We start from the raw sequence: 24,101 nt of genomic DNA on the forward strand, positions 1-24,101 counted from the left end.
CCCGGCGCACCAAACCCTTCAACTCGGTGAACTCAGGACCCATCCGCGCACGCGTCTTGATCCACGACGGCTTCTTCTCAATCGGCGTCTCACTGTTACGCACCTCGAGCCGCAACAACTTCCGCCCGCCGGGGCCGGCGGCGTCCGCCGCCGGCCCGGGGGAAGCGCCGGACGTCCCGCAGGTCACGGGAGTTCCGGGTACAGCGGGTACTTCTCGGCCAGCACGGCGACGCGGGCCCGCAACGAGGTACGGACACCCTCGTCGAAACCGGAACCCAGTGCGGTGGCGATGATGTCGGCGACCTCGGTGAACGCCGCCGCGTCGAAACCGCGGGTGGCCAGCGCCGGGGTGCCGATCCGCAGACCGGAGGTGACCATCGGCGGGCGCGGGTCGTTCGGGACGGCGTTGCGGTTCACGGTGATTCCCACCGAGTGCAACCGGTCCTCCGCCTGCTGGCCGTCCAGTTCGGACTTGACCAGGTCGACCAGGACGAGGTGGACGGCGGTGCCGCCGGTGAGTACCCGGACGCCCACCTCGGCACAGTCCGGTTCGGACAGCCGGGCGGCGAGCGTGCTCGCGCCGTCGAGCACCCGCTGTTGCCGCTCCCGGAACTCCTCGCTCGCCGCGACCTTCAGCGCCACCGCCTTCGCCGCGATGACGTGCTCCAGCGGGCCGCCCTGCTGGCCGGGGAAGACGGCCGAGTTGATCTTCTTCGCCAGTTCCTGCTTGCACAGAATGATGCCGCCACGCGGACCGCCGAGGGTCTTGTGCGTGGTGGTGGTGACGACGTCGGCATAGGGCACCGGGCTCGGGTGCAGCCCGGCGGCCACGAGTCCGGCGAAATGCGCCATGTCCACCATCAGCGTGGCGTCCACGGTGTCGGCGATCCTGCGGAACTCGGCGAAGTCGAGCTGACGCGGGTACGCCGACCAGCCCGCGACGATCATCTTCGGCCGGTGCTCGGCGGCCAGCCGCTCCACCTCGGCCATGTCGACCTGCCCGGACTCCGGGTCGACGTGGTAGGGCACGACGTTGTACAGCTTGCCGGAGAAGTTGATCCGCATGCCGTGCGTCAGGTGCCCGCCGTGCGCCAGATCCAGGCCCATGATCGTGTCGCCGGGCTTGAGCAGCGCGAACATCGCGGCGGCGTTGGCCTGCGCACCGGAGTGCGGCTGGACGTTGGCGTGCTCGGCGCCGAAGAGTTCCTTCGCCCGGTCGATCGCGAGCTGCTCGACGACGTCGACGTGCTCACAGCCGCCGTAGTAGCGGCGGCCCGGGTATCCCTCGGCGTACTTGTTGGTCAGTACCGAACCCTGAGCCTCGAGCACCGCCACCGGGGCGAAGTTCTCCGAGGCGATCATCTCCAGGGTGGACTGCTGGCGGTGCAGCTCGGCGGCCACCGCCTCGGCGACCTCCGGGTCCACAGTGGACAGATTGGCGTCGAACGAGGACATGGTCACGCCTCCTGGGTGAGTTCGGTGTAGGCGCCCGCGTCCAGCAGTTCCGGCACCTCGGTGGTGCGGACCTTGAACAGCCAGCCCTGCTCGTAGGGATCGGAGTTGACGATCTCCGGCGCATCCGAAGTGGACTCGTTGACCTCGACGACCTCGCCGCTGACCGGGGCGAAGAGCTCGCTCACGGACTTGGTCGACTCGATCTCCCCGCACTCCTCGCCGGCGGTCACCACGGCACCCACCTCGGGAAGCTGGACGAAGACGATGTCGCCCAGCGCCTCGGCGGCGAACTTGGTGATGCCGATGGTGGCGACATCGCCGTCGATGCTCAGCCACTCGTGTTCTTTGGTGTAGCTCAGGTTCTCAGGAACGGTCATACCGGTAAGCCTTTCAAAGTCGGGACCGGACGGCGCGGCCACCCACACGTGCGAGGGACTACTCAGGTGCGCTTGTAGAACGGGGTGGTGACGACCTCGACTCCGGCCGAAGTGCCGCGGATGTCCACGGCCAGCGTCGTACCCGGTTCGGCGAACGCGGGCGGCACATAGGCCAGCGCGATCGGGTGGCCCAGTGTCGGCGACAACGCACCGCTGGTGACCTCGCCGATCGCCTCGCCCTCGGAGTCGAGCACCCGGTACCCGGCGCGCGGGGCACGGCGGCCCTCTCCGCGCAGGCCGACGAGCACCTTCTCCGCACCGTCGGCCTCGATGGCGTCGCGGCGCTTCTCCAACGCCGCCCTGCCGACGAAACCGCCCGGCTTCTCGAACTTGACCACCCGGCCGAGGTTGGCCTCGAACGGCGTCGAGGCGACGCTGAGTTCGTTGCCGTACAACGGCATTCCCGCCTCCAGCCGCAGGGTGTCGCGGCAGGCGAGGCCCGCGGGCAGCAGGCCGTGCGGGGCACCCGCGCCGGTGAGGATCGCCCACACCGCCGGTGCCTCGTTCGCGGCGACGTACAGCTCGAAGCCGTCCTCGCCGGTGTATCCGGTGCGGGCGAGCAGCAGCTCGTGACGCTGCCCGCCGGGGCCTGTCAGCACCGCCGGGACGCTGGCGTAGTACTTCAGCGCGTCGAGATCCGCCTCGCAGACGGCACCGAGGATCGCGGCGGACGCGGGCCCCTGCACGGCGATCAGCGCGTACTCGGCCGAACGATCGACGACCTCGGCGCCGAAGCCGTGCGAGCGGTCGCGCAGCTCGGCCGCCACGACGGCGACGTTGGAGGCGTTGGCGACCACCAGGAACTCGTTCTCCGCCAGCCGGTAGACCACCAGGTCGTCGAGCACACCGCCGGTGTCGTGGCAGAGCATGGTGTAGCGGGCGCGGCCGACCTTCACCGCGGAGAGGTTGCCGACGAAGGCGTGGTCGAGCGCCAGCCCGGCCTCCGGGCCGGACACGAAGATCTCACCCATGTGAGACAGGTCGAACAGGCCCGCGGTCTCCCGGACGGCCTTGTGCTCGGCCAGTTCACTGGAGTAACGCACCGGCATGTTCCAGCCCGCGAAGTCGGTGAACAGCGCGCCGAGCTCGGTGTGCACCGAGTTCAGCGGCGAGAGGGTGGGTGCGGAGGTGGTGCTCACGGCGGATGACCTCAGTTCTCGAAGGCGGACAGCGGCGGGCAGGAACAGACGAGGTTGCGGTCGCCGTGCACCCCGTCGATGCGGCGGACCGGCGGCCAGTACTTCCCGCGCGGCGACACCCCCGAGGGATAGACCGCCAGCGTCCGGTCGTAGGGCCGGTCCCAGTCGCCGGCCAGCATCTCCGCGGTGTGCGGCGCGCCCCGCAGCGGACTGTCCTCGACGCTCCAGCGCCCGGCCGCGACCTCGTCGATCTCCCGGCGGATGGCGATCATCGCGTCGCAGAACCGGTCGATCTCGCCAAGGTCCTCGCTCTCCGTGGGCTCCACCATCAGCGTGCCCGCGACCGGGAACGACATGGTCGGGGCGTGGAAGCCATAGTCGATGAGCCGCTTCGCCACATCGTCGACGGTGACGCCGGTGCGCTTGGTCAGCCCGCGCAGGTCCAGGATGCACTCGTGGGCGACCAGCCCGTGCTGGCCCGCGTAGAGCACCGGGTAGTGCGGGCCGAGCCGGGAGGCGACGTAGTTCGCCGCGAGCACGGCGACCTTCGTGGCCTGGGTGAGCCCCTCGGCGCCCATCATCCGCACGTACGCCCAGGAGATCGGCAGGATCGACGCGGAGCCGAACGGCGCGCCCGCGATCGGGCCGATGCCGGCGTCGAGGTCCGGACGCTGCGGGTGGCCGGGCAGGTACGGCGCGAGATGCGCGCGCACCGCGACCGGCCCGACGCCGGGCCCGCCGCCGCCGTGCGGGATGCAGAACGTCTTGTGCAGGTTCAGGTGCGAGACGTCGCCGCCGAACCGCCCCGGCTTCGCCAGGCCCAGCAGCGCGTTGAGGTTGGCGCCGTCGACGTAGACCTGACCGCCCGCGTCGTGCACCAGCGCGGCCAGCTCGTCGATGCCATGCTCGTAGACGCCGTGCGTGGACGGGTAGGTGACCATGATCGCCGCGAGGGAGTCCGCGTGCGCGTCCACTTTGGACTTGAGGTCGGCGGTGTCGATGTTGCCCTCGGTGTTGCAGGCGACCACCACGACGCGCATCCCGGCCAGTACCGCGGAAGCGGCGTTGGTGCCGTGCGCCGACGACGGGATCAGGCAGACGTCACGGCCGGTGTCGCCGCGGCCGCGGTGGTAGGCGCGGATCGCCAGCAGGCCCGCCAGCTCACCCTGGCTGCCCGCGTTGGGTTGCAGGGACACCGAGTCGTAGCCGGTGACCTCGGCCAGCCAGCCGCAGAGCTGGTCCACGAGCTCGCCGTAACCCTCGGCGTCGGAGGCCGGGGCGAACGGGTGCAGGCCGGCGAACTCGGGCCAGCTGATCGGCTCCATCTCGGTGGTGGCGTTGAGCTTCATCGTGCAGGAGCCGAGCGGGATCATCCCGCGATCCAGCGCGTAGTCCTGATCGGACAGTCCGCGCAGGTACCGCAGCATCGCCGTCTCCGAGCGGTGCGTACCGAAGACCTCGTGCGAGAGGTAGCCGGTGGTGCGGGCCAGCCCGCCAGGCAGCGCCGCACCCGCCGCCGAATCGGCGGCCTGCCCGCCGGGGACGCCGAACGCGCGCAGTACCCGGTCCAGCACCTCCCCGGTGGTCTTCTCGTCGCAGGCGATCCGCACGTGGTCGGCGCCGTCCGGGCCGAGGTTGATCCCGTCCGCCCTGGCCGCGGCGACCACCTCGGCGGCGCGGCCGGGGACGTGGGCGAGAACCGTGTCGAAGAAGTGGCCGTGCACCACCTCCACGCCCCCGGAGCGCAGCGCCGCGGCGAGACCGGCGGCCTGGCCGTGGACCCGCTCGGCGATGGCGCGCAGGCCGTCCGGGCCGTGGTAGACGGCGTACATCCCGGCCACCACGGCGAGCAGGACCTGAGCGGTACAGATGTTGGAGGTGGCCTTCTCCCGGCGGATGTGCTGCTCGCGGGTCTGCAGGGCGAGGCGGTAGGCGGGCGCACCCGCGACGTCCACCGAGACGCCCACCAGTCTGCCCGGCAGCGAACGCTCCAGGCCACCGCGCACGGCGAGGAAACCGGCGTGCGGGCCGCCGTAGCCGAGCGGCACACCGAAGCGCTGCGTGTTGCCGGCGGCCAGATCGGCGCCGAACTCGCCGGGCGCCTGCACCACGGTCAGTGCGAGCAGGTCGGCGGCGGCGCAGTACAGGGCACCGGCGGTCTTCGCGGCCGCACCGATCCCGGCGTAGAAGTCGGCGTCGCGCAGCATGCCGGAGGCACCCGGGTACTGCACGACGACACCGAAGAACTCATCCGGCAGCCCGTCGGCGAGCTCGCGGACGTCGACCTCGATGCCGACGGCCTCGGCGCGGGTGCGCACCACGGCGATCGTCTGCGGCAGGCACTCGGCGTCCAGCACGACCGTGGCCGACGTGGACTTCGAGGCGCGGCGCATCAGCAGCACGGCCTCGGCGACGGCGGTCGACTCGTCCAGCATCGAGGCGTTCGCCGTGGTCAGGCCGGTGAGGTCGGCGACCATGGTCTGGAAGTTCAGCAGTGCTTCCAGGCGGCCCTGGGAGATCTCCGGCTGGTACGGGGTGTACGCGGTGTACCAGGCGGGGCTCTCCAGCACGTTGCGCCGGATGACCGCGGGGGTGACCGTGTCGCTGTAGCCCAGGCCGATCATCTGCACCATCGGCCGGTTGCGCGCGGCGATCGCACGAAGTTCGGCGGTGGTCTCCGACTCGGACGCGGCGGGAGGAAGATCCAGCTCGCTGCTCAACCGAATGGCGGCGGGGACGGCGGCGTCGGCCAGCGCGTCGACGCTGCCGTAACCGATCTCGGCGAGCATCTTGGCCTGTTCGGCGGCCGCGGGGCCGATGTGCCGGGAGACGAAGGTGTGCCTGGACGCCGAAGATCCGCTGCTCATGCGGGAGCTCCTCTTGTCGCGCACGGCATCGGTGCCGCCGTGCTCGGGAACTCCCCCTCTGTCATGGGACCTGAGAGCTTCGCCGCGTGGACGCGACTTGCACCGTTGGTGAGGCGCGGGTGCGCCTGCTTTCCAGAGTGGCCTGGCTCGAAGCGGTAGCTGTACCTGAGAGATTGGTGGGGAGTTTGCTCCTTCGGTGCCCCGCCTGCGGCGTACCTTCACGTCGCTACGGGGACTCTCCCGCTTCGGCTCGTTCAGCCCGATCTGCAGTTGTCGTCGAACCGCCAAAGTACGCGCCGCGCCTGGCCACGTCTACCCGGGCGGCGCACGAAGGGATCACAGGCCGGACGGGACGCGGGCGAGTAGTTCCCGGATCTCCCTGACCGCGCCGCGGCCCGCGCGGTTGGCGCCGACGGTGCTCGCCGACGGACCGTAACCGACCAGATGCAGCCGGGGATCGGCGACGACGCGGGTGCCGTCCATGACGATCCCGCCACCCGGTTCGCGCACGTGCAGCGGGGCGAGATGGTCGATCGCGGCACGGAACCCGGTCGCCCAGAGGATGACGTCGGCTCGGCGCTCGGTGCCGTCCGCCCAGGCGACACCGCGGGGCGTGATCCGCTCGAACATCGGCAGCCGGTCCAGGATTCCGCGGTCCCTCGCCTCGCGAACCTCCGGCGTCAGCATCAGGCCGGTCACGCCCACCACGCTGTCCGGCGGCCTGCCCGCGCGCACCGCCTCGTCCACCCGGGCGACCGCGGCCCTGCCCAGCTCCGCCGTGAACGGGCCCTCCCGGAAGACCGGCGGCCTGCGCGTCACCCAGGTGGTCTCGGCGGCGACGGAGGCGATCTCGATGAGAAGTTGCACGGCGGAGGTCCCGCCGCCGACGACGACCACGCGGCGGCCGCGGAACTCACCGGGACCCGGGTAGCCGGCGGTGTGCAACTGCCTGCCGGTGAAGGACTCCTGGCCCGGGTAGCGCGGCCAGAACGGGCGGTCCCAGGTGCCGGTGGCGTTGACCACCGCGCGGGCGGCCCAGCTCCCGGCGTCGCTCTCGACGATCAGCCTGCCCGCCGTGACCGCTCCGCCGGGCTCCCGGCCGGCGTCCCGGACGGCACGCACCTCGGCGGGCCGCAGCACCGGCAGGTCGAAGGTGCGCTCGAAACGTCCGAAGTACTCCGGCACCACCTCCGCCGCGGGCCGCCGCCCGTCCGGTTCGCCGAACGCCATGCCGGGCAGGTCGTACAGCCCGTGCACCCGGTCGAGGCTCAGCGTCGGCCAGCGGTACTGCCAGGCGCCGCCCGGCCGGGCGGCGTGGTCGAGCACGAGGAAACCGGATTCCGCGCCTCGCCGCCAGTTCGGGTAGCCGGAACGGCGGAGGAAGAACGCCGCGGACAGCCCGGCCTGCCCGGCGCCGATCACCACGACGTCGGCCCGGTGGACCTCGGCGGCAGGGGCTGCTTCTCGCACGCCGGGTACAACTCGCGGGGGGCGCGGGACCTTCCGGCGCGGGACCACCGGTGGCGAGGATCGCACCGGGGTCAGTGCGGGACGAGCAGGCGCAGCTCTTCCGCGGGTGTGGGCCCGGACAGCAGGGGTGGTTCACCGCGGGCACGGTCCCAGGCGAGGACGCCGGCCGCGGTCACCGCCAGCGGCGTCGCGGGAAGGCCCGCCGCACGTGCCCGGCCCGCGTCGCGGCACTGGCTGTCCCGATCGGTGCGGACCAGTGGGAACGGCTCGGGGCCCGGCGGAACCGGCACCAGCTCGACCTCGCTGCCCGCGACCTCGGCGCAGATCGTGACCAGCCCGGCGAGGGTGACCGGTTCGGCGGGCCCGACGGCATTGAAGGCGCCTCGGTGGCCGTCGGCGAGCAGCCGGGTGACGAGCCGGGCGAGGTCGCGTGAGTCGAGCACCTGCACCGGCTGGTCCGGATCGCCGGGAATCGCGACCCGTCCGCCGCGGGCGGCGCGGCGAACCCAGTAGGTGAACGTGTCCCGTGGATCGTGCGGCCCGGCCACCGTTCCCGGCCGCACGATGACGCAGCGGTCGCCGTACCGGGCGCGGACCTCGTCCTCGCAGGCGACCTTGAGCGGGCCATAGGTTTCCTCGCGCAGTTCCTCGGTGTCCCGTTCGGCGGGCCTGCGCGGCGCGTCCTCGTCCGCCCCCGGCCCGGCGGAAGCCGCGTACACCGCGTTGGTGGAGATGAACAGGTACCGGCCCGCCCGCTCGCCGAGCACGTCGATCGCCTGCCGGAGGTGCCGCGGCACGTACCCGCTGACGTCCACGACGGCGTCCCATTCGCCGTGCGCCAGTGCCGTGTAGTCGCCGGTGTCCCGGTCACCGAGGAGCCTCGGCACAGCGGGGAACAGACCGATACCGGTGCGGCCCCGCCCGAACAGGGTGACCTCCGCGCCGGAAGCCAGCGCGTCCTCGACGATGGCGCGGCCGACGAACGAGGTGCCGCCCAGTACGAGAATGCGCATCCGGCCGAGCCTAGGCGCCCGCGGGTCCGTCGCGCGAACAGCGGCGGGGAACGCGGGTCCGGGTAACAATGTCGGAACCGGTGGCGAGCACGTGTCCGGTCCGGCCCGGCGGCACCGACGTACCGGGTGAACGGCGCCGCACCGGGTGCCGGCGAGAGGAGCACACCGTGAAGTACATGATCCTGACCTACGCCTCGCAGCTCGACTACGACGGCATGGCGGGCGCCCCCGGCGACGGTCCCGCCTGGGCGCCGGAGGACTTCGCCGCCATGGGCGCGTTCATGGAGGCGTTCTCCGCCGAACTGGCGGAATCCGGGGAACTGGTCGAGACGCGGGGCCTGGACGCCCCAGTGCACACCCGGCGGGTCGGCAACGGCCCGGAGGGCACGCCGGTGGTCACCGACGGCCCGTACGCCGAGACGCAGGAAGTGCTCGCCGGCTACTGGATCGTCGACTGCGTGAGTATCGACCGCGCCACCGAGATCGCCGCCCGGCTCGGCGCCTGCCCGGCGCCCCCGCACGTCGCCGCCACCGCGTACGCCGACGTGCGCCCGCTCGTCGAGTCCCGGGACGAACTGGACGGCTGAGCCGTGGCCGGCACCGAGGTCGAGGACCTGCTGCGCCGGGTGGCGCCGCGGGTCCTCGGCGCGGTGGTCCGGCGGTACGGGCACTTCGACGCGGCCGAGGACGCGATACAGGAGGCACTGCTGGCCGCGGCGGCGCAGTGGCCGGCCGAGGGTGTACCGGAGCACCCGCACGGCTGGCTGATCACCGTCGCCTCGCGCAGGCTCACCGATCTGCTGCGCGCGGAGCAGGCACGCCGCCGCCGGGAGGACACCGTCGCCCGGTGGGAGCTGCCGGAGGACCGCCGGTCGCCGGTGGCCGACGCGGACGACACGCTGGTGCTGCTTTTCCTGTGCTGCCACCCTTCCCTCACCCCGGCGGGGCAGATCGCGCTGACGCTGCGGGCCGTCGGCGGACTGACCACGACGGAGATCGCCCGCGCCTTCCTGGTGCCGGAGGCGACGATGACGCGGCGCATCACCCGAGCGAAGCAGCGCATCCGGGACAGTGGCGTCCCGTTCGCCATGCCGGGACCGGCCGAGCGCGCACGGCGGCTCGCCTCGGTGCTGCACGTGCTGTACCTGATCTTCACCGAGGGCTACGCCGGCACCACCGGCCCGCACCTGCGCCGCGACGAACTGGCCACCGAGGCGATCCGGCTCACCCGCACCGTCCACCGGCTGCTTCCCGGGGACGGTGAGGTCGCCGGACTGCTCGCGCTGATGCTGCTCACCGACGCGCGCAAGGCGGCACGCACCGGGCCGGACGGGGCGCTGATCCCGATGGCCGAGCAGGACCGCGGGCTCTGGGACGCCGAGCGGATCGCCGAGGGCGTCACACTGATCACCGCGACCCTGCCCCGTGGCCGGACGGGGCCGTACCAGCTCCAGGCGGCGATCGCCGCGCTGCACGACGAGGCGCCCCGCGCCGAGGCCACGGACTGGCCGCAGATCACCGCGCTGTACGGCCTGCTGCTGCGGATCTCGGATAACCCGGTGGTGGCCCTGAACCACGCGGTCGCCGTCGGCATGTCCCAGGGCGCAGCGGCGGGTCTGGCGCTGCTGGACGACCTGGACGGGGACGCCAGGGTCGCCGAGGACCACCGGCTGCACGCCGTCCGTGCCCATCTACGGGAGATGAGCGGTGACCTTACCGGGGCGCGCGCCTCGTACCGGGCCGCGGCGGCGCGGACGACCAGCCTGCCACGGCAGCGGTACCTGCACGGCCGGGCCGCCCGCCTGGACGGCGGGCGGTGACCGGCACAGGGTGTGTCTACTTCCGTATCGCCCGGACGATCGCCACCACCGCGAGCACCGCGGCCACGACGCCGAGAACGGGAGCGACCCGCTTGGTCACCGAACCGCCCGCGTAGTCGAACAGGTCGATCGGCTCGGCCCCGCCTTCCCGGGGCGTGTCCTTGCGGGGCGCGTCCTCCTGAGGGGCGGCGTTCCGGGGTGCTTCCTCGGGCGAGGCCTGCGCCGGCGCCGGGCGCGGCGCGGGCCTCGGTGGCGGGGTGTCCGCGAGCGGTTGCCCGGCGGCCGCCGCGGCTCCGGCGGCGGCCTGGGGTGCTCTCGGCTCCCCCTCCGCGGAACCGGAACCCAGCTTCGTCGACAGGCAGTCGGCGAAGGAGTCGAGGATCTTCCCGCTCACCTCGGAGATGAGACCGCGGCCGAACTGCGCGGGTTTGCCGGTGACGTTCAGGTCGGTCTCCACCGCGCCGTTGGTGGATCCGCCGTCACCGGTCAGGGTGAGCGTGACGGTCGCCGCGGCACTGCCACCACCGCGCGCGTCCTTGCCGGAGGCCTTGATCACCACCCGGCGGGCCCCCTCGTCCTTCTCGACGAACTCGCCGTTTCCCTTGTACGTCAAGGAGATCGGCCCGAGCTTGACCTTCACCGTCCCCCGGAAGGTGTCGCCGTCGACCTCGGTGAGCGTGGCACCCGGCATGCACGGGGCGACGCGCTCGGGATCGATGACGGCTTTCCACACCTCCTCGACGGTGGCCGGGACAGTGAACTGGTGGTCGAGCCGCACGGGCCGATCTCCCTTCGGTAGGCGAACTGTCGCGTCAGGCGGTGACCGCGGCGGACACCGCACGGCCGGTGAGCACCCGCGCGAGATGCCTGCGGTAGTCGGCGTCGGCGTTGCCGTCGACCGGCGGGCTGGTGCCCTCGGCCGCGTGCTCGGCCGCCGCGCGGATCTGCTCCGCCGACGCCCGCTGCCCGACCAGTGCCTGTTCCACCGCGGTGCAGCGCAGCGGGGTGGACCCCATGTTGGTCAGGCACACGCGGGCCTCGGCGATCGACTCGCCCTCGGTCCGCACCGTGACGGCCACCGCGATCATCGACCAGGCCTGCGCGACCCGGTTGAACTTCTCGTAGTGCGCACGCCAGCCGGTGTGCTTTGGCACGCGGATCTCGACCAGGATCTCCTCCGGCCGCATGGCCGTGGTGAACAGATCCTGGAAGAACTCCGCGGCGGCGACGGTGCGCCGCCCGTCCGCCCCCGCCACGACCAGCTCGCCGTCGAGCGCGAGCACCGGTGCCAGCAGGTCGCCCGCCGGGTCGGCGTGGGCGACGGCGCCGCCGAGCGTGCCCCGGTGCCGGACCTGCGGATCGGCCACCGTGTCCGTCGCCCTGGCCAGCAGCGCGGCGTGCTCGGCGATCAGCGGATCGCGCTGCACCTCGTGGTGCGTGGTCATCGCGCCGATCACCAGGTGCTCGCCGTCCTCCCGGACGCCGCGCAGTTCGGCGATCTTGCCGAGGTCGATCAGCGAGGTCGGCGCGGCCAGCCGCATCCGGAGCACCGGCAGCAGACTCTGCCCGCCGGCGATGATCTTCGCGTCCTCACCGGCGTCGGCCAGCGCGCGGATCGCCTCGTCCACTGTGGAGGGAGCGGTGTAGTCGAACGCAGCGGGGATCACTGGGCACCTCCGGCCGTCGCGGAACCTTGCGAATCCATGGAACCCAGGCCACCGCCGGATTCCGTACCGAGTCCACCCGCGGCCGAGGCGCCGGTCCTGATCGCCTCCCACACCCGCATCGGGGTGCACGGCATCTCGATGTCGGACACGCCGTACTGGCGCACCGCGTCGAGCACGGCGTTGACCACCGCGGGGGTCGAGGCGATGGTGCCGGCCTCACCGACACCCTTGACTCCCAAGGGATTCGTCGTCGACGGCGTCTCCGTCCGATCGGTGACGAACGAAGGCAGGTCGGCCGCCGATGGCAGCAGGTAGTCGGCGAAGGTACCGGTGGTGAGGGTGCCCGACTCGTCGTGCACGGCCTCCTCGAACAGGGCCTGCGCGATGCCCTGCGCGAGCCCGCCGTGGATCTGCCCCTCGACGATCACCGGGTTCACCACCGTGCCGACGTCGTCCACGCAGACGTACTTGCGGACGCTGACCTGCCCGGTCTCGGTGTCCACCTCCATCGCGCACAGGTGGGTGCCGTGCGGGAAGGAGAAGTTCTCCGGGTCGTAGGAGGCCTGCGAGTCCAGTGAGGGCTCGATGCCGTCCGGCAGGTCGTGCGCGGCGAACACCGCCAGCGCGATGTCCTGGATGGCGGTCGACTTGTCGGTGCCCTTGACGGTGAACTTGCCCGCCTCGAACTCCAGATCGTCCGGTGAGCACTCCATCATGTGCGCGGCGATGGTGCGGGCCTTCGCCACCACCTTCTCCGCCGCCTTCACCACGGCGATGCCGCCCACGACGAGCGAGCGCGAACCGTAGGTGTCCAGCCCCTTCGGTGAGGACTGGGTGTCGCCGTGCAGGACCTCGACGTCGTCGAAGCCGACACCGAGCTGGTCGGCGACGATCTGGCTCCACGCCGTCTCGTGTCCCTGGCCGTGCGGGGTCGCCCCAGAGACCACCTCCACCTTGCCGGTCGGCAGCATCCGGATCGAGGCGTGTTCCCAGCCGCCCGCGCCGTAGTCGAGCGAGCCGAGGACCCGCGACGGGGCCAGCCCGCACATCTCGGTGAACGTCGAGACGCCGATGCCGAGCTGCACCGGGTCCCTGCGCTCACGCCGCTCCGCCTGTTCCCGGCGCAGACCGTCGTAGTCGAAGAGTTCCTTCGCCTTCTCGGTGGCGGCCTCGTAGTTGCCGGAGTCGTAGGTGAGCGTGGAAACGGTGGTGTACGGGAACTCCTCGTGGGAGATCCAGTTCTTCTCGCGCAGCGCCAGCGGGTCCATGTCCAGCTCGACGGCGAGCTCGTCCATGATCCGCTCGATGCCGAACGTGGCCTCGGGACGTCCTGCCCCCCGATACGCGTCGGTGGGCGTCTTGTTGGTGAACACGTTCGTGCAGGAGAACCGATAGGCGGGGATCTTGTAGATCGCGTTGAACATGAACGCGCCCAGCACCGGCACACCCGGACTGACCAGGCGCAGGTAGGCGCCCATGTCGGCCAGCAGGTCGACCTTCAGCCCGGTGACGGTGCCGTCGCGGCGGGCCGCGATGGTCAGCCGCTGCACCTGGTCGCGGCCGTGGTGGGCGGACAGCAGCGACTCCGAGCGCGACTCCGTCCACTTCACCGGCTTGCCGAGCCTGCGGGCGGCGAGGAAGGTGATGACCTCCTCCGGGGTCACCTGGAGCTTGCCGCCGAAACCACCGCCGACGTCCGGTGCGATGACCCGGACCTTGTGCTCGGGCACGCCGAGCGTCATCGCCAGCATCAGGCGCAGGATGTGCGGCACCTGGGTGGACGACCACATGGTGAACTGGTCACCGGTCGGGTCGACGACGACCGAGCGCGGCTCCATGAACGCGGGGATCAGGCGCTGCTGGCGGAACCGGCGTTCCACCACCACCTCCGCCTCGGCGATCGCCTTCTCGACGTCCTCTCCGCTGCCCGCCTCGCCGGAGTCGAACACCCAGGTGGCGCTGTTGTTGGTGCCGAGATCCGGATGCGCGAGCGTGGCGCTGTCCCGGGTGGCCTCCTCCAGGTCGAGCGCGACCGGCAGGTCCTCCAGGTCGAGGTCGATCAGTTCGAGCGCGTCGTACGCCTCGGCCGCGCTGCGCGCGATGACCACGGCGACCGCCTCACCGGCGAAGGCGACGTGATCGACCGCGATCGACGGGGCGTCCGGGCTCTTCATGTCCGGAGTGATCGGCCACGCGCACGGCAGGCTGCCCTGTTCGTCGGCGATGTCGGCACCGGTGAGCACGGCGATGACACCGGAGGCGCGCTTGGCCTCCCCGGTGTCGATGGCGGTGATCCTGGCGTGCGCGGACGGGCTGCGCAGCACGGCCATGTGCAGCAGACCGGGCAGCGTCATGTTGTCGGTCCACCGGGTGCGGCCGGTGATCAGCCGCGCGTCCTCCTTGCGCAGACGGGCTTTTCCTACCTCGGGCTCGATCGTGGACGTCATCACTCACCACCTCCGGCGATGTCGGCCGTACGCGAGGCGTCGGCGACGTTGGGGTCGGACATGCGCTCGGCGTCCGGGCCCGCTCCCGGGCGCATGTGGTGCGCCGCGTCCCGCACCGCCCGGACGATGTTCTGGTATCCGGTACAGCGGCAGAGGTTGCCCTCGATACCCTCGCGGACGGCCTGCTCGTCCGGATCGGGATTCTCCGCGAGCAGGTCGAGCGACTGCATGATCATTCCCGGCGTGCAGAAACCGCACTGCAGCGCGTGGTTGTCGTGGAACGCCTGCTGCACCGGGTGCAGCTTGCCGTCCCTGGCCAGGCCCTCGATCGTGCCGACCTCGGCTCCGTCCGCCTGCACGGCGAGCACGGAGCAGGACTTCACGCTCTGACCGTCGAGGTGCACGGTGCAGGCGCCGCAGTTGCTGGTGTCGCAACCGACCACGGTGCCGACCTTGCCCAGGCGCTCGCGCAGGTAGTGCACGAGCAGCGTGCGCGGCTCGACATCATCGGTGTAACTGGTCCCGTCGACTGTGACGGTGATGCGCATGGGGCCTCCAGTGGTGGCGCGATCCGCGGGGCGAGCGGACCGCTTGTGGCGACACGTGCTCGAAAAATCACCGCAACCGACCACGTGCACGGCACAGTGATCGGCAACACACAAAAGACTGCTCCCTTTGCCACGATCGGACAAGTCGGCGACCGAGCCGTCACCGGGACCCGATCCGCGCGTGCGGACACAACGCGACGGAAGGTCCGATTCTGCGGAGAACGCGGGCCGGGCGGCCGCCCGTTTTCAGTGGAGCGGAAAAACCGGCGCCTCAGCCGTGGATACGTCCGTCGAGTTCGGCGAGCCTGCTGCCGCCGCCACCCCAGCGGAGCGCGATGATCTCGGCGGCGATCGACACCGCCGTCTCCTCCGGCGTCCGCGCGCCGAGGTCGAGCCCGATCGGCGAGGCGAGCCGGGACAGCTCCGCCTCGCTCAGACCCGCCTCCTGCAAGCGTTTCACCCGATCGTCGTGGGTACGGCGGGAACCCATGGCGCCGACGTAACCGAGATCGAGCCGCAGCGCGACCTCCAGCAGGGGCACGTCGAACTTGGGGTCGTGGGTCAGCACCGTCACCACGGTCCGCCGGTCGATCCGGCCGGCGTCCGCCTCGGCGCGCAGATACCGGTGCGGCCAGTCGACGACGACCTCGTCCGCTTGCGGAAACCGTGTGGTGGTGGCAAAAACCGGACGCGCGTCGCAGACCGTCACCTGGTAACCGAGATAGGAACCGAGCCCGGCCATCGCGGAGGCGAAGTCGATGGCCCCGAACACGAGCAGCCGTGGCGGCGGTTCGAAGGAGTTCACGAACACCGCCATGCCCTCGCCGCGACGCTGGCCCTCCGGGCCGTAGTGCAGCACCTCGGTGCGCCCGGTGGCGAGCAGGCCGCGCACGTCGTCGGCGACGGCGTCGTCCGCCCGGTCCGAACCGAGCCCGCCGGACTGCCGGTCGGTCCAGACGATCAGCCGCCTGCCCACCCGGTCCGGGTCCGGATGCTCGACCACCGTGGCGACGGCGACCGGCTCTCCACTGTGGACCGACGCCACCACCAGCGGCAGCTCGGGCATCGACTCCCGGTCGATCCGCTCGGTGTAGATGTCGATGATGCCGCCGCAGGTGAGGCCGACGGCGAAGGCGTCGTCGTCGCTGACCCCGAACCGCTGCAGCACCGGCTCCCCGTCGGCCATCACCTGCTGGGCCAGTTCGTAGACGGCGCCCTCCACGCAGCCGCCGGAGACGCTGCCGGTGACCGTGCCGTCCTCGGCGACCACCATGGCCGCACCGGGCGCACGCGGCGCGGAGGAGAAGGTCGCCACCACGGTGCCGAGACCGATGGTCTCGCCCGCGGCCCAGCGCCGGTGAACTTCGTCGAGCACGTCATGCATCGCGTATCTCCAGCAAGAGCCGTTCGAGGGTGGCCAGGCTGTGCCCGGCCAGGAGGCGATCGATGTGCGGAAGCGCCGCCGCGATTCCGGATTGGACGGGGGCGTAGCCGTCGCGGCCGGCGTGGGGATTGACCCAGAGTACCGCGTGCGCGAGGCGGCGGGTGCGCGCGAGCTGCTCGCCGAGCAGGCTCACGTCGCCGCGTTCCCAGCCGTCGGAGAACACCACGACGACCGCCCGCCGGGCGACACCGCGCTGTCCCCAGCGGTCCAGGAACACCCGCAAGGTCTCGCCCAGCCGGGTGCCGCCCGCGAAGTCCGGCACGGCGCGGGCCGCGGCGAGCATCGCGTGCTCGGGATCGCGTTGCCGCAGCTGCCGGGACACCCGCGTCAACCGGGTGCCGAGCGTGAACACCTCGACGGCACCCGGTGCCCGGCGCACCACCACGTGCGCGAACCGCAGCAGCGAGTCGGCGTACGGGCTCATCGACCCGGACACGTCGACGAGCAGCACGATCCGCCGCGGCCGCCGCGCCCGGTGCCGCCGCGCGAGCCGGACGGGTTCGCCGCCCGCGGCCAGCATCATGCGCAGCGTCCGGGCCGGGTCCAGGGCACCGCGCCGGGCCGGGCGCCGCCGCGGCGAGGAGCGCAGCGGGAGGTCCACGCGCAGGCGCGCGAGCATCTCCCGCAGATGTGCCCGTTCGGCCCTGGTCAGCTCACCGAGATCCCGCGAGCGCAGCGTCTCCTGGTCACTCGCGGCGACCTGGAGTTCGTCCGGCTCGTCCTCGCCGGAACCGGAACCGGAACGTTCGGCGGTGGTCAGCGCGGCCGTGCGCGCCTGCTTCGGCTGCCGTGCACCGGACCGGGACCTCGGCGGGGGCTCTGCGGTGAACCAGCTCCCGAACGCCTGGTCGTAGCGCGGCAGGTCGTCCGGATCGGCGCACAGCGTCAGCCTGCCCGCCCAGTAGAGAGCGGCCGGGTCGGCGAGGTCGAGCTGTTCGGCGGCGGCGAGGTAGGCCTGCACCCGGTGCGCGTCGCAGGCGAGCCCCGCCTCGCGCAGCACCACCGCGAACCCGGCCAGTCCGGTCAGCGGATCGTCACCGGCCTGGCCGTCGCCGCGGGCCCTGGCCTCGTGCACACCGGCATCGCCCATGGCCCCATTGTGCGCCGGCCGGACCGGCATCCGCTGCCCAGCGCGCGCCCGGCGGACACGCCGACCACAATGAACGACGATGAATGACTCCGACGCGACGGCGGGCACCTCGACCGGAACCACCGACGGTGACGCCCTCGACCCCCACGTGTTCGTGATCTTCGGCGCGACCGGTGACCTGGCCAAGCGCAAGCTCTTCCCTGGCCTGTACCGGCTCAGCCGCAGCGGCATCCTGCCCGGCGAGTTCCGCATCATCGGTTCCGGGCGGCACTCCCCCGGCACCGACGAGGAGTTCCGCGACCGGCTGGCCGAGTCGGTGCGCAAGTTCGTCGACGACTTCGACGACGAGAGCTGGGAACGTTTCGCCGCCCGGATCTCGTTCCGCACATCGTCCAAGGACGACGGCACCGAGCTCGCCGAGGCGGTGCGCGCGGCCCAGAAGGAACTCGGCGACCGGACGAAGAAGCTGCTGTACCTGTCGGTACCCCCGAGCACGATGGAACCGATGGTCGGCATGCTCGGCGAGACCGGTCTGGCCGAGAACGCGCGGCTGATCCTGGAGAAGCCCTTCGGCAGCGATCTGAGCACCTCCCGCAGCCTGAACGCGGCGCTGCACGAGGTGTTCGGCGAGGAGCAGCTCTTCCGGATCGACCACTTCCTCGGCAAGGAGTCGGTGCAGAACATCCTGGCCCTGCGGTTCGCCAACGGCCTGTTCGAGCCGGTGTGGAACCGCCACCACATCGCCTACGTGCAGATCGACGTGCCGGAGGAGATCGGCATCGAGGGCCGGGCCGCGTTCATGGAGTCGACCGGCACCTTCCGCGACATGATCTCCACGCACCTGTTCCAGCTACTGGGGTTCCTCGCGCTCGAACCGCCGGTGCGGCTGAGCGCGGAGTCTCTGCGGACGGAGAAGCGGAAGCTGTTCCAGGCAGTCCGCCCGCTCGATCCGTCCAGGGTGGTGTTCGGTCAGTACTCCGGCTACCGGCAGGAGACCGACGTCGCGGACGACTCGGAGGTGGAGACCTTCGTGGCGCTCGAGGTGTGGGTGGACAACTGGCGCTGGAAGGGCGTCCCGTTCCTGCTGCGCACCGGCAAGTCGATGGGCCAGTCCCGGCGCACCATCACGCTCGGCTTCAGCGAGCCGCCGCTGCGCATGTTCGACCATGCCGAGCATTTCGACGGTGCACCCAACGAACTCGTCTTCGAACTGACCGAGGACCCGAAGCTGACCATCGATCTGCGGGCGAAACGGCCGGGGCCCGCGCTGGAACTCGATCACGCACAGCTCGAACTCCGCTTCTCCGAGGCCTTCGCCGACGCCGAGCCGCTTGAGGCCTACGAGCGGCTGCTGCTCGACGTGCTGCGCGACGACCGCACCCTGTTCACCAGTGCCGAAGAGGTCGAACGGCTGTGGGAGCTGTGCGACCCGGTGCTGCGGGAACCACCGCGGGCGCAGCCGTACGCCCGGGGGTCCTGGGGCCCCGAGGACGCGGCCGGTCTCCCCGGACCGCGCGGCTGGCGGGTCCCCGAGTCGTGACGGCGCAACGGTATCTGCCGATCAGCGAGCACGGCCTGATCGGCGATCTGCGGACGGCCGCACTCGTCGGAACGGACGGGAGGATCGACTGGTTCTGCTGTCCTCGCTTCGACTCGCCCAGTGTGTTCGGCTCGCTGCTGGACGCGGACAAGGGCGGCTTCTGGGAGATCGCCCCGCTGTGCGAGATCGCCGCGCGGCACCAGTTCTACTTCCCCGACTCCAACATCCTGATCACCCGCTTCCTCACCACCGACGGCATCGTCGAGGTGCAGGACTTCATGCCCATCGTGCGTGAGCGCGATCCGGATCACCAGCAGCGGCTGATGCGCCGGGTGGTCAACGTCCGCGGTTCGGTCCGGATGGGCGTGCGGTTCGCGCCCCGGCCGGACTACGGCCGCGAGCGCTGCACCGCCGAGGAGGTCGGCGGCGGCGTCCGGTTCACCTCCCCCTCGGTGCGGCTGGCGCTGAGCGCGACCGTCGAGCTGTCGGTGTCCGATGGTGACGCACGGAGCAGCTTCGACCTCGAGGCCGGCCGTACCGAACTGTTCGCGCTGGAGGTGCTCGGCGAGGGCGAGGAGCCGGAGGCGGCGGGCAGCGAGTCGGAGGAACTGCTCGACGCCGACCGGCTCTTCGACGCGACGGTGGAGTTCTGGCGGCGCTGGCTGGCGAAGTCCACCTACACCGGACGCTGGCGGGAGATGGTGCACCGGTCCGCGCTGACGCTCAAACTGCTCACCCACGAACCGACCGGCGCGGTGATCGCCTCGCCGACCCTGGGACTGCCCGAGCAGGTCGGCGGCGAACGCAACTGGGACTACCGGTACGTGTGGATCCGGGACGCCGCGTTCTCGCTGTATGCCTTGCTGCGCCTGGGATTCACCCAGGAGGCGGAGGCGTTCATCGGCTGGCTCACCGACCGGTTCGCCAGTGGAACGAACGGCGATCTGGGGCCGTTGCGGGTGATGTACTCGATCGACGGGGACGCCGAGCTGACCGAGATCGAACTCGACCACCTGGAGGGGTACCGGGGTTCGCGGCCGGTGCGGGTCGGCAACGCCGCCAGCGACCAGCTCCAGCTCGACATCTACGGCGAGATCATCGACTCGGTCTACCTCTACAACAAGTACGGCGAGCCGATCTCGCACGACACCTGGACCAACCTGTGCTCGATGCTCGACTGGCTGCTGGAGCACTGGGACCGCGAGGACGAGGGCATCTGGGAGACCCGGGAGGGCAGGCAGCACCACACCTTCTCCCGGCTGATGTGCTGGGTCGCCATCGAGCGGATGGTGCGGATGGCGCGCCAGCGCGGGCTGCCTGCCGATCTCGGGCACTGGACGACCGTCCGCGACGAGATCTACCACCAGATCATGGATCGTGGCTGGAACGCCGAGCGCGGAGCGTTCGTGCAGAACTACGCCACGCCGGTGCTGGACGCCTCACTGCTGCTGATGCCGATGGTCAAGTTCATCTCCCCCAACGACCCCCGCTTCGTGTCCACAGTGGACGCGATCACGGCGGACCTGGTGGTGGACAGCCTGGTCTTCCGGTACGACCCGGAACAGGCTCCGGACGGTCTGGACGGGGCCGAGGGCACGTTCTCCATCTGCTCGTTCTGGTACGTCGAGGCGCTGGCCCGCTGCGGGCGGGTCGAGGAGGCGAGACTGGCGCTGGAGAAGATGTTCACCTACGCCAATCACGTCGGCCTCTACGCCGAGGAGATCGGGCTGACCGGCGAGCAGCTCGGCAACTTCCCGCAGGCGTTCACGCACCTGTCGCTGATCAGTTCCGCGATCAACCTGGACCGGGCGCTGAGCTGACAGGGAGACGACGGGCCGCGCTCAGCGGTTGCGCTGGTGCTGCTCGCCCTTCTCCTGCTCGGCGGACCCGGCGGAACCCTCGATCCGGAGGACCGGCAGCAGCCCGGTGATCCGCAGCATCCGGTGCACCCCGGGCGGAACGCCGACGAGCACCAGTTCAGCGCCGCGGGCCAGCGCCTGCTTGTGGGCCCCGATGAGCACGCTCAGCCCGCTGGAGTCCATGAAGCCCAGCCGGTGCAGATCCAGTTCCACCCGGCTGCCCTGGCTGGCCCCGCCGAGCAGTCCGCCCAGTTCGGCCCGCAGGCGATCGCCGGAATGCGAGTCGAGCTCCCCGGCGAGCCGGACCACCGTCCGCCCGTTCGCGGACTCGGTGTCGATGCGCAGACCTCTCATGACCCCATCGGCTCCGGAATCCGCCAGTGGCCCCGGATCAGTGCCGCGGCCAGGGGGTACTCGTGCAACTCGGCGGCCAGCAGCTCGCCGAGTCCGGCCAGCGGGCCGTCGGGCAGGCCACGTCCGCGCAGCAACTCGGCGATCCACCAGGCGGTGTCGCCGACGATCCGGTGGTCCCCGGTGACGAGGGCGCCCTGCAGCGCGTAGAGCACCTGGTCGACGGCGTCCCTGACTACCGTGTCCAGATCGTCCGGGTCCGGTCGCAGGTCGCTTCGCGGCCAGTCCGCGACCCGCCAGCGCTCGCGCAGCGTGGTGGCGAGCCAGTCGTGGTTGAGCTCCAAGGTCCGCTGTTCCGCGAGCGGTTCGGCGGGCAGCGGCCGGGCGGGCGGGACCACCGAGGGCAGTGCCGGGATCACCTCGATCGCCGCGAACGCGGTGCTCGCCCACGCCGTCGCGCCGAGCGCCATCGCCCTGGTGTCGTCGACACCGAATGCCGAGCCGCCGGCGACCACGGGGATGCCCGCGCTCGTGCTCGCCTCGACGAAGTTGCGGCTGCTGGGCAGGGCGCGCAGTACCGAGCAGCTCACCGCCGCCGCGTCCGGGCCGATCTCCTGCAGATAGGTGGACAACCGGGCAGGCGGGGTCGCGGCCCCCAGATAGGTGACGTCCCAGCCCCGCGAGCGCAGGCCGTGGCTGACGACCATCGCGGGCAGTGCGTGCCACTCGCGTTCCGCGCAGCCGAGCACGATCCGGCCCTCGGTGACCGGCACCGAGGCGGCGAACCGGCCGACGGCCTCGGTCGCCGCCATGGACACCCCGGTCGCCGCGTGCTCCTGTGCCACCGACCACTCGCCGCGCTGCCAGCGTTCGCCGATGCGGCGCTGCGCGGCCGAGACGATCTCCTCCATGATCAGCACCGGGTCCACCCCGTCGGCCAGCAGCCGCTCGACGACGGTGATCGCCCGGACGGTGTCGGGGCCGGCCAGTGCGACCTCGAACTCGGCCAGTTCCCCGGCGAACGAGCGTTCGCCGATCCGGACTCCGGCCATCAGCCGTCGCTTCCCGCTCGCAGCGCCAGCAGCGCCATATCGTCGTGCGCGGCACCGGCCAGGTGCTCGACGACACGCTGCTCCACGGCCTCGCACAGGATCTCCGGTGCGGCGCCCGCGTACGGGGCCAGCATCTCCCCGAGTCGCTCCATGCCGAAGAATCCGCCGGGCCCCTTGGCCTCGTAGATGCCGTCGGTGAAGAACAGCATCTGGTCGCCGGGCAGCAGTTCGACACCGATCTCGTCGTACCGCAGCCCGGGCAGCACACCGGAGAGGGTGCCGGTGATCTCCGGCTGCTCGACGGTGCCGCCTGCCCGCAGCACGAACGGCGCGGGATGGCCCGCGACGGCCAGCCGCACGCCCAATCCCCCGGTGGTGGCATCCGGCCGGACCGAGGCACAGGCGAGCGTGACGAAACGATCGGACTCCTCCTCGTGCAGCACCTCGTTGAGCGCGGTGAGGATCCTCGACGGTGACCTGTCGAAATGGGCGGCCGTGCGCACCGTCTGCCTGGCTCGCCCGGTGAGGACGGCGGCGTCCACGCCCTTGCCACACACGTCGCCCACGATCAGCGAGTACTCCTCGCCGGAACCGTGCACGTCGTAGAAGTCGCCGCCGATGTCCATGTGCTCCTGCGCCGCGCGGTACCGGGCGGCGACCCGGCCACCGGGAATCGCGGGCAGCCGGGGCGGACGCAGGCTCGCCTGCAACACCGAGGCGACGTGTACCCGCTCCTCGTAGAGCCTGCCGGAGTCGAGGGTCACCGCGGCACGCCGGGCGAATTCCTCGACCAGGTCGATGTGCTGCTCGTCGTAACCACGCCGCTCACCGCGGACGACGACCAGTGCGCCGATGGTGCCCCCGCGGGCGTTCAGTCCCACGCCCAGCACGTCGGCGGGCCGCAGTCCGGCCGCCGTTTCGCGCATGGCGTCGTCCGGGATCATCGTGCCCAGCGCGCTGGAGGAGTCCGGAGCGAGGGCCACGTGCAGCAGCTCGGTCTGGCCGACCCGGCGGATGCGGTCGAGGCCGGACCGCTCCTCGTCGACGAGGCCGATCTCCAGTGGGCCGGTGATCCGGCCGTCGGCATCGGCCGAGGTGAGCTGCGCGCCCCGTCCGTCGAAGAGCGCGATCATCGCCCAGTCACCGAGCCGCGGCAGCGCCATGTGCAGGAGCTGGAGCGTGGTGCGGCGGACGTTCAGCGATCCGGCGAGCTGCAGCGAGACGTCCTGCATGAAGGCGGCGCGGTCCAGCGCGAGATCCAGCGCCGTGTCCGCGCTGGTGCTGAAAGCGGGGTCGGCCGATCCCGGGTCCGTCGCTGAGCCATCGGCTGCGCGCACCGTGTCCATCCGTACGGTCTCCTGACTCATCCTGCCGACCGCGGGCTCAGCCGTCGTCGCGGAGCACAGCCCGCGAATCCGGACGGAACCGGTGGCGCGAACGTGCTCACCAGCGGAAGAGGGCGACGATCTCCTTGCCCTCGCTGAGCTCCTCGCAGCGCCATTCCTGGGCGAGCGCGTCCACCAGCCACAGACCGCGGCTGCGTTCGGTCAGCGGATCGGGTGAGGCCACGGCAGGTGTCCCGCCGCCCCCGTCGGTCACCCGCACGGCCAGCTCGCGGCCCTTGCGTTCCACCCGCAGATGCGTCGGTGCGCCGCCGTGCTCGACGGCGTTGGTGACCAGTTCGGAGGTGACGAGCAGAATGTCGGCCTTCAGATCCTCCGAGACGTCCAGGGCGCGCAGTACCTCTGCCACCGCGTGCCGTGCCACCGACGGGGCCCGTTGCTCCGTGGCGAGTTCCAGGGACAGCGTGCCGTCGGCGTCATCGCGGATATCGCTCACTCCCGGTGCGGTCATCCCCATCACCTCCTCCATGCGACGTGCTCCGTGACTCCTACAGGGACC

The 24,101-nt window shown here is 71.5% G+C and carries 20 protein-coding genes, 1 pseudogene and 1 riboswitch; of the genes and pseudogenes, 4 read left to right on the forward strand and 17 right to left on the reverse strand.

Annotated elements, in window-relative coordinates; genetic code table 11:
* The 7 genes and pseudogenes from CFN78_RS26890 to CFN78_RS26920 form a co-directional block, all read right to left on the reverse strand.
* A pseudogene (locus tag CFN78_RS26890) lies at positions 1 to 187 on the reverse strand (hypothetical protein); the annotation flags it as partial.
* Entirely contained in the window at positions 184 to 1,455 is a 1,272-nt protein-coding gene (locus CFN78_RS26895) for a serine hydroxymethyltransferase (RefSeq protein ID WP_094865873.1), read from the reverse strand. The pseudogene CFN78_RS26890 and the gene CFN78_RS26895, both read right to left, overlap by 4 nt.
* Before the next feature lie 2 nt (positions 1,456 to 1,457).
* Positions 1,458 to 1,832 carry a glycine cleavage system protein GcvH gene (gcvH, locus tag CFN78_RS26900; RefSeq protein WP_094865875.1) on the reverse strand — a complete coding sequence of 125 codons (375 nt, stop codon included), beginning with the start codon at positions 1,830 to 1,832 and terminating at the stop codon, positions 1,458 to 1,460.
* A gap of 62 nt (positions 1,833 to 1,894) precedes the next feature.
* Entirely contained in the window at positions 1,895 to 3,031 is a 1,137-nt protein-coding gene (gene gcvT / locus CFN78_RS26905; protein ID WP_094865878.1) for a glycine cleavage system aminomethyltransferase GcvT, read from the reverse strand.
* 11 nt (positions 3,032 to 3,042) lie between these two features.
* The gene (gene gcvP, locus CFN78_RS26910) at positions 3,043 to 5,898 is read right to left on the reverse strand and encodes an aminomethyl-transferring glycine dehydrogenase (RefSeq protein ID WP_094865879.1); all 2,856 of its coding nucleotides are present in this window, start codon (positions 5,896 to 5,898) and stop codon (positions 3,043 to 3,045) included.
* A 143-nt stretch (positions 5,899 to 6,041) separates the two neighbouring features.
* Positions 6,042 to 6,151, reverse strand: a riboswitch (glycine riboswitch).
* A gap of 83 nt (positions 6,152 to 6,234) precedes the next feature.
* The gene (locus CFN78_RS26915) at positions 6,235 to 7,368 is read right to left on the reverse strand and encodes an FAD-dependent oxidoreductase (RefSeq protein WP_094865881.1); all 1,134 of its coding nucleotides are present in this window, start codon (positions 7,366 to 7,368) and stop codon (positions 6,235 to 6,237) included.
* 71 nt (positions 7,369 to 7,439) lie between these two features.
* Positions 7,440 to 8,381 (reverse strand): NAD-dependent epimerase/dehydratase family protein, encoded by a 942-nt coding sequence (locus CFN78_RS26920; protein ID WP_094865884.1) that lies wholly within the window; start codon positions 8,379 to 8,381, stop codon positions 7,440 to 7,442.
* Positions 8,382 to 8,557: 176 nt separating this feature from the next.
* On the opposite strand from CFN78_RS26920, the gene CFN78_RS26925 reads away from it, so the two are divergent.
* A complete protein-coding gene (locus tag CFN78_RS26925; RefSeq protein WP_094865959.1) occupies positions 8,558 to 8,968 on the forward strand; it encodes a YciI family protein in 411 nt (136 codons plus the stop codon).
* A 3-nt stretch (positions 8,969 to 8,971) separates the two neighbouring features.
* On the forward strand, positions 8,972 to 10,201 hold the full coding sequence (locus CFN78_RS26930; protein ID WP_094865886.1) for an RNA polymerase sigma factor: 1,230 nt from the start codon (positions 8,972 to 8,974) through the stop codon (positions 10,199 to 10,201).
* 16 nt (positions 10,202 to 10,217) lie between these two features.
* On the opposite strand, the gene CFN78_RS26935 is transcribed toward CFN78_RS26930, so the two are convergent.
* The 6 genes from CFN78_RS26935 to CFN78_RS26960 form a co-directional block, all read right to left on the reverse strand.
* On the reverse strand, positions 10,218 to 10,979 hold the full coding sequence (locus CFN78_RS26935) for an SRPBCC family protein (RefSeq protein ID WP_094865889.1): 762 nt from the start codon (positions 10,977 to 10,979) through the stop codon (positions 10,218 to 10,220).
* A gap of 34 nt (positions 10,980 to 11,013) precedes the next feature.
* Positions 11,014 to 11,868, reverse strand: coding sequence for an FAD binding domain-containing protein (locus CFN78_RS26940; protein ID WP_094865891.1), 855 nt, complete (start codon positions 11,866 to 11,868; stop codon positions 11,014 to 11,016).
* A complete protein-coding gene (locus CFN78_RS26945; RefSeq protein WP_094865894.1) occupies positions 11,865 to 14,315 on the reverse strand; it encodes a xanthine dehydrogenase family protein molybdopterin-binding subunit in 2,451 nt (816 codons plus the stop codon). Before CFN78_RS26945 ends, CFN78_RS26940 begins: the two co-directional genes overlap by 4 nt.
* A complete protein-coding gene (locus CFN78_RS26950; RefSeq protein WP_094865896.1) occupies positions 14,315 to 14,863 on the reverse strand; it encodes a (2Fe-2S)-binding protein in 549 nt (182 codons plus the stop codon). The genes CFN78_RS26945 and CFN78_RS26950 overlap by 1 nt, the downstream gene beginning before the upstream one ends.
* Positions 14,864 to 15,134: 271 nt before the next feature.
* Positions 15,135 to 16,247, reverse strand: coding sequence for an XdhC family protein (locus tag CFN78_RS26955; protein WP_094865899.1), 1,113 nt, complete (start codon positions 16,245 to 16,247; stop codon positions 15,135 to 15,137).
* Positions 16,240 to 17,397: a vWA domain-containing protein gene (locus CFN78_RS26960; protein ID WP_094865901.1), complete on the reverse strand. Its 1,158-nt coding sequence runs from the start codon at positions 17,395 to 17,397 to the stop codon at positions 16,240 to 16,242. The genes CFN78_RS26955 and CFN78_RS26960 overlap by 8 nt, the downstream gene beginning before the upstream one ends.
* 79 nt (positions 17,398 to 17,476) lie before the next feature.
* Between CFN78_RS26960 and zwf the strand changes: the two genes are divergently transcribed.
* Both zwf and CFN78_RS26970 read left to right on the forward strand, forming a co-directional pair.
* On the forward strand, positions 17,477 to 18,937 hold the full coding sequence (gene zwf / locus CFN78_RS26965) for a glucose-6-phosphate dehydrogenase (protein ID WP_094865904.1): 1,461 nt from the start codon (positions 17,477 to 17,479) through the stop codon (positions 18,935 to 18,937).
* Positions 18,934 to 20,757 carry a glycoside hydrolase family 15 protein gene (locus tag CFN78_RS26970; protein WP_094865906.1) on the forward strand — a complete coding sequence of 608 codons (1,824 nt, stop codon included), beginning with the start codon at positions 18,934 to 18,936 and terminating at the stop codon, positions 20,755 to 20,757. The genes zwf and CFN78_RS26970 overlap by 4 nt, the downstream gene beginning before the upstream one ends.
* 21 nt (positions 20,758 to 20,778) lie before the next feature.
* Here the strand turns inward: CFN78_RS26970 and CFN78_RS26975 are convergent, their stop codons facing one another.
* The 4 genes from CFN78_RS26975 to CFN78_RS26990 form a co-directional block, all read right to left on the reverse strand.
* Positions 20,779 to 21,150: an STAS domain-containing protein gene (locus CFN78_RS26975; protein ID WP_094865909.1), complete on the reverse strand. Its 372-nt coding sequence runs from the start codon at positions 21,148 to 21,150 to the stop codon at positions 20,779 to 20,781.
* Positions 21,147 to 22,199 carry a cobalamin B12-binding domain-containing protein gene (locus CFN78_RS26980; RefSeq protein ID WP_094865912.1) on the reverse strand — a complete coding sequence of 351 codons (1,053 nt, stop codon included), beginning with the start codon at positions 22,197 to 22,199 and terminating at the stop codon, positions 21,147 to 21,149. Before CFN78_RS26980 ends, CFN78_RS26975 begins: the two co-directional genes overlap by 4 nt.
* Positions 22,199 to 23,566: a PP2C family protein-serine/threonine phosphatase gene (locus CFN78_RS26985; RefSeq protein ID WP_240519721.1), complete on the reverse strand. Its 1,368-nt coding sequence runs from the start codon at positions 23,564 to 23,566 to the stop codon at positions 22,199 to 22,201. The genes CFN78_RS26980 and CFN78_RS26985 overlap by 1 nt, the downstream gene beginning before the upstream one ends.
* A 76-nt stretch (positions 23,567 to 23,642) precedes the next feature.
* Positions 23,643 to 24,071, reverse strand: a complete 429-nt coding sequence (locus tag CFN78_RS26990; RefSeq protein WP_094865914.1) for an ATP-binding protein — start codon at positions 24,069 to 24,071, stop codon at positions 23,643 to 23,645.
* Positions 24,072 to 24,101 lie beyond the last annotated feature (30 nt).

The sequence above is a fragment of the Amycolatopsis antarctica genome (genome assembly GCF_002262875.1).
GTDB lineage: Bacteria > Actinomycetota > Actinomycetes > Mycobacteriales > Pseudonocardiaceae > Amycolatopsis > Amycolatopsis antarctica.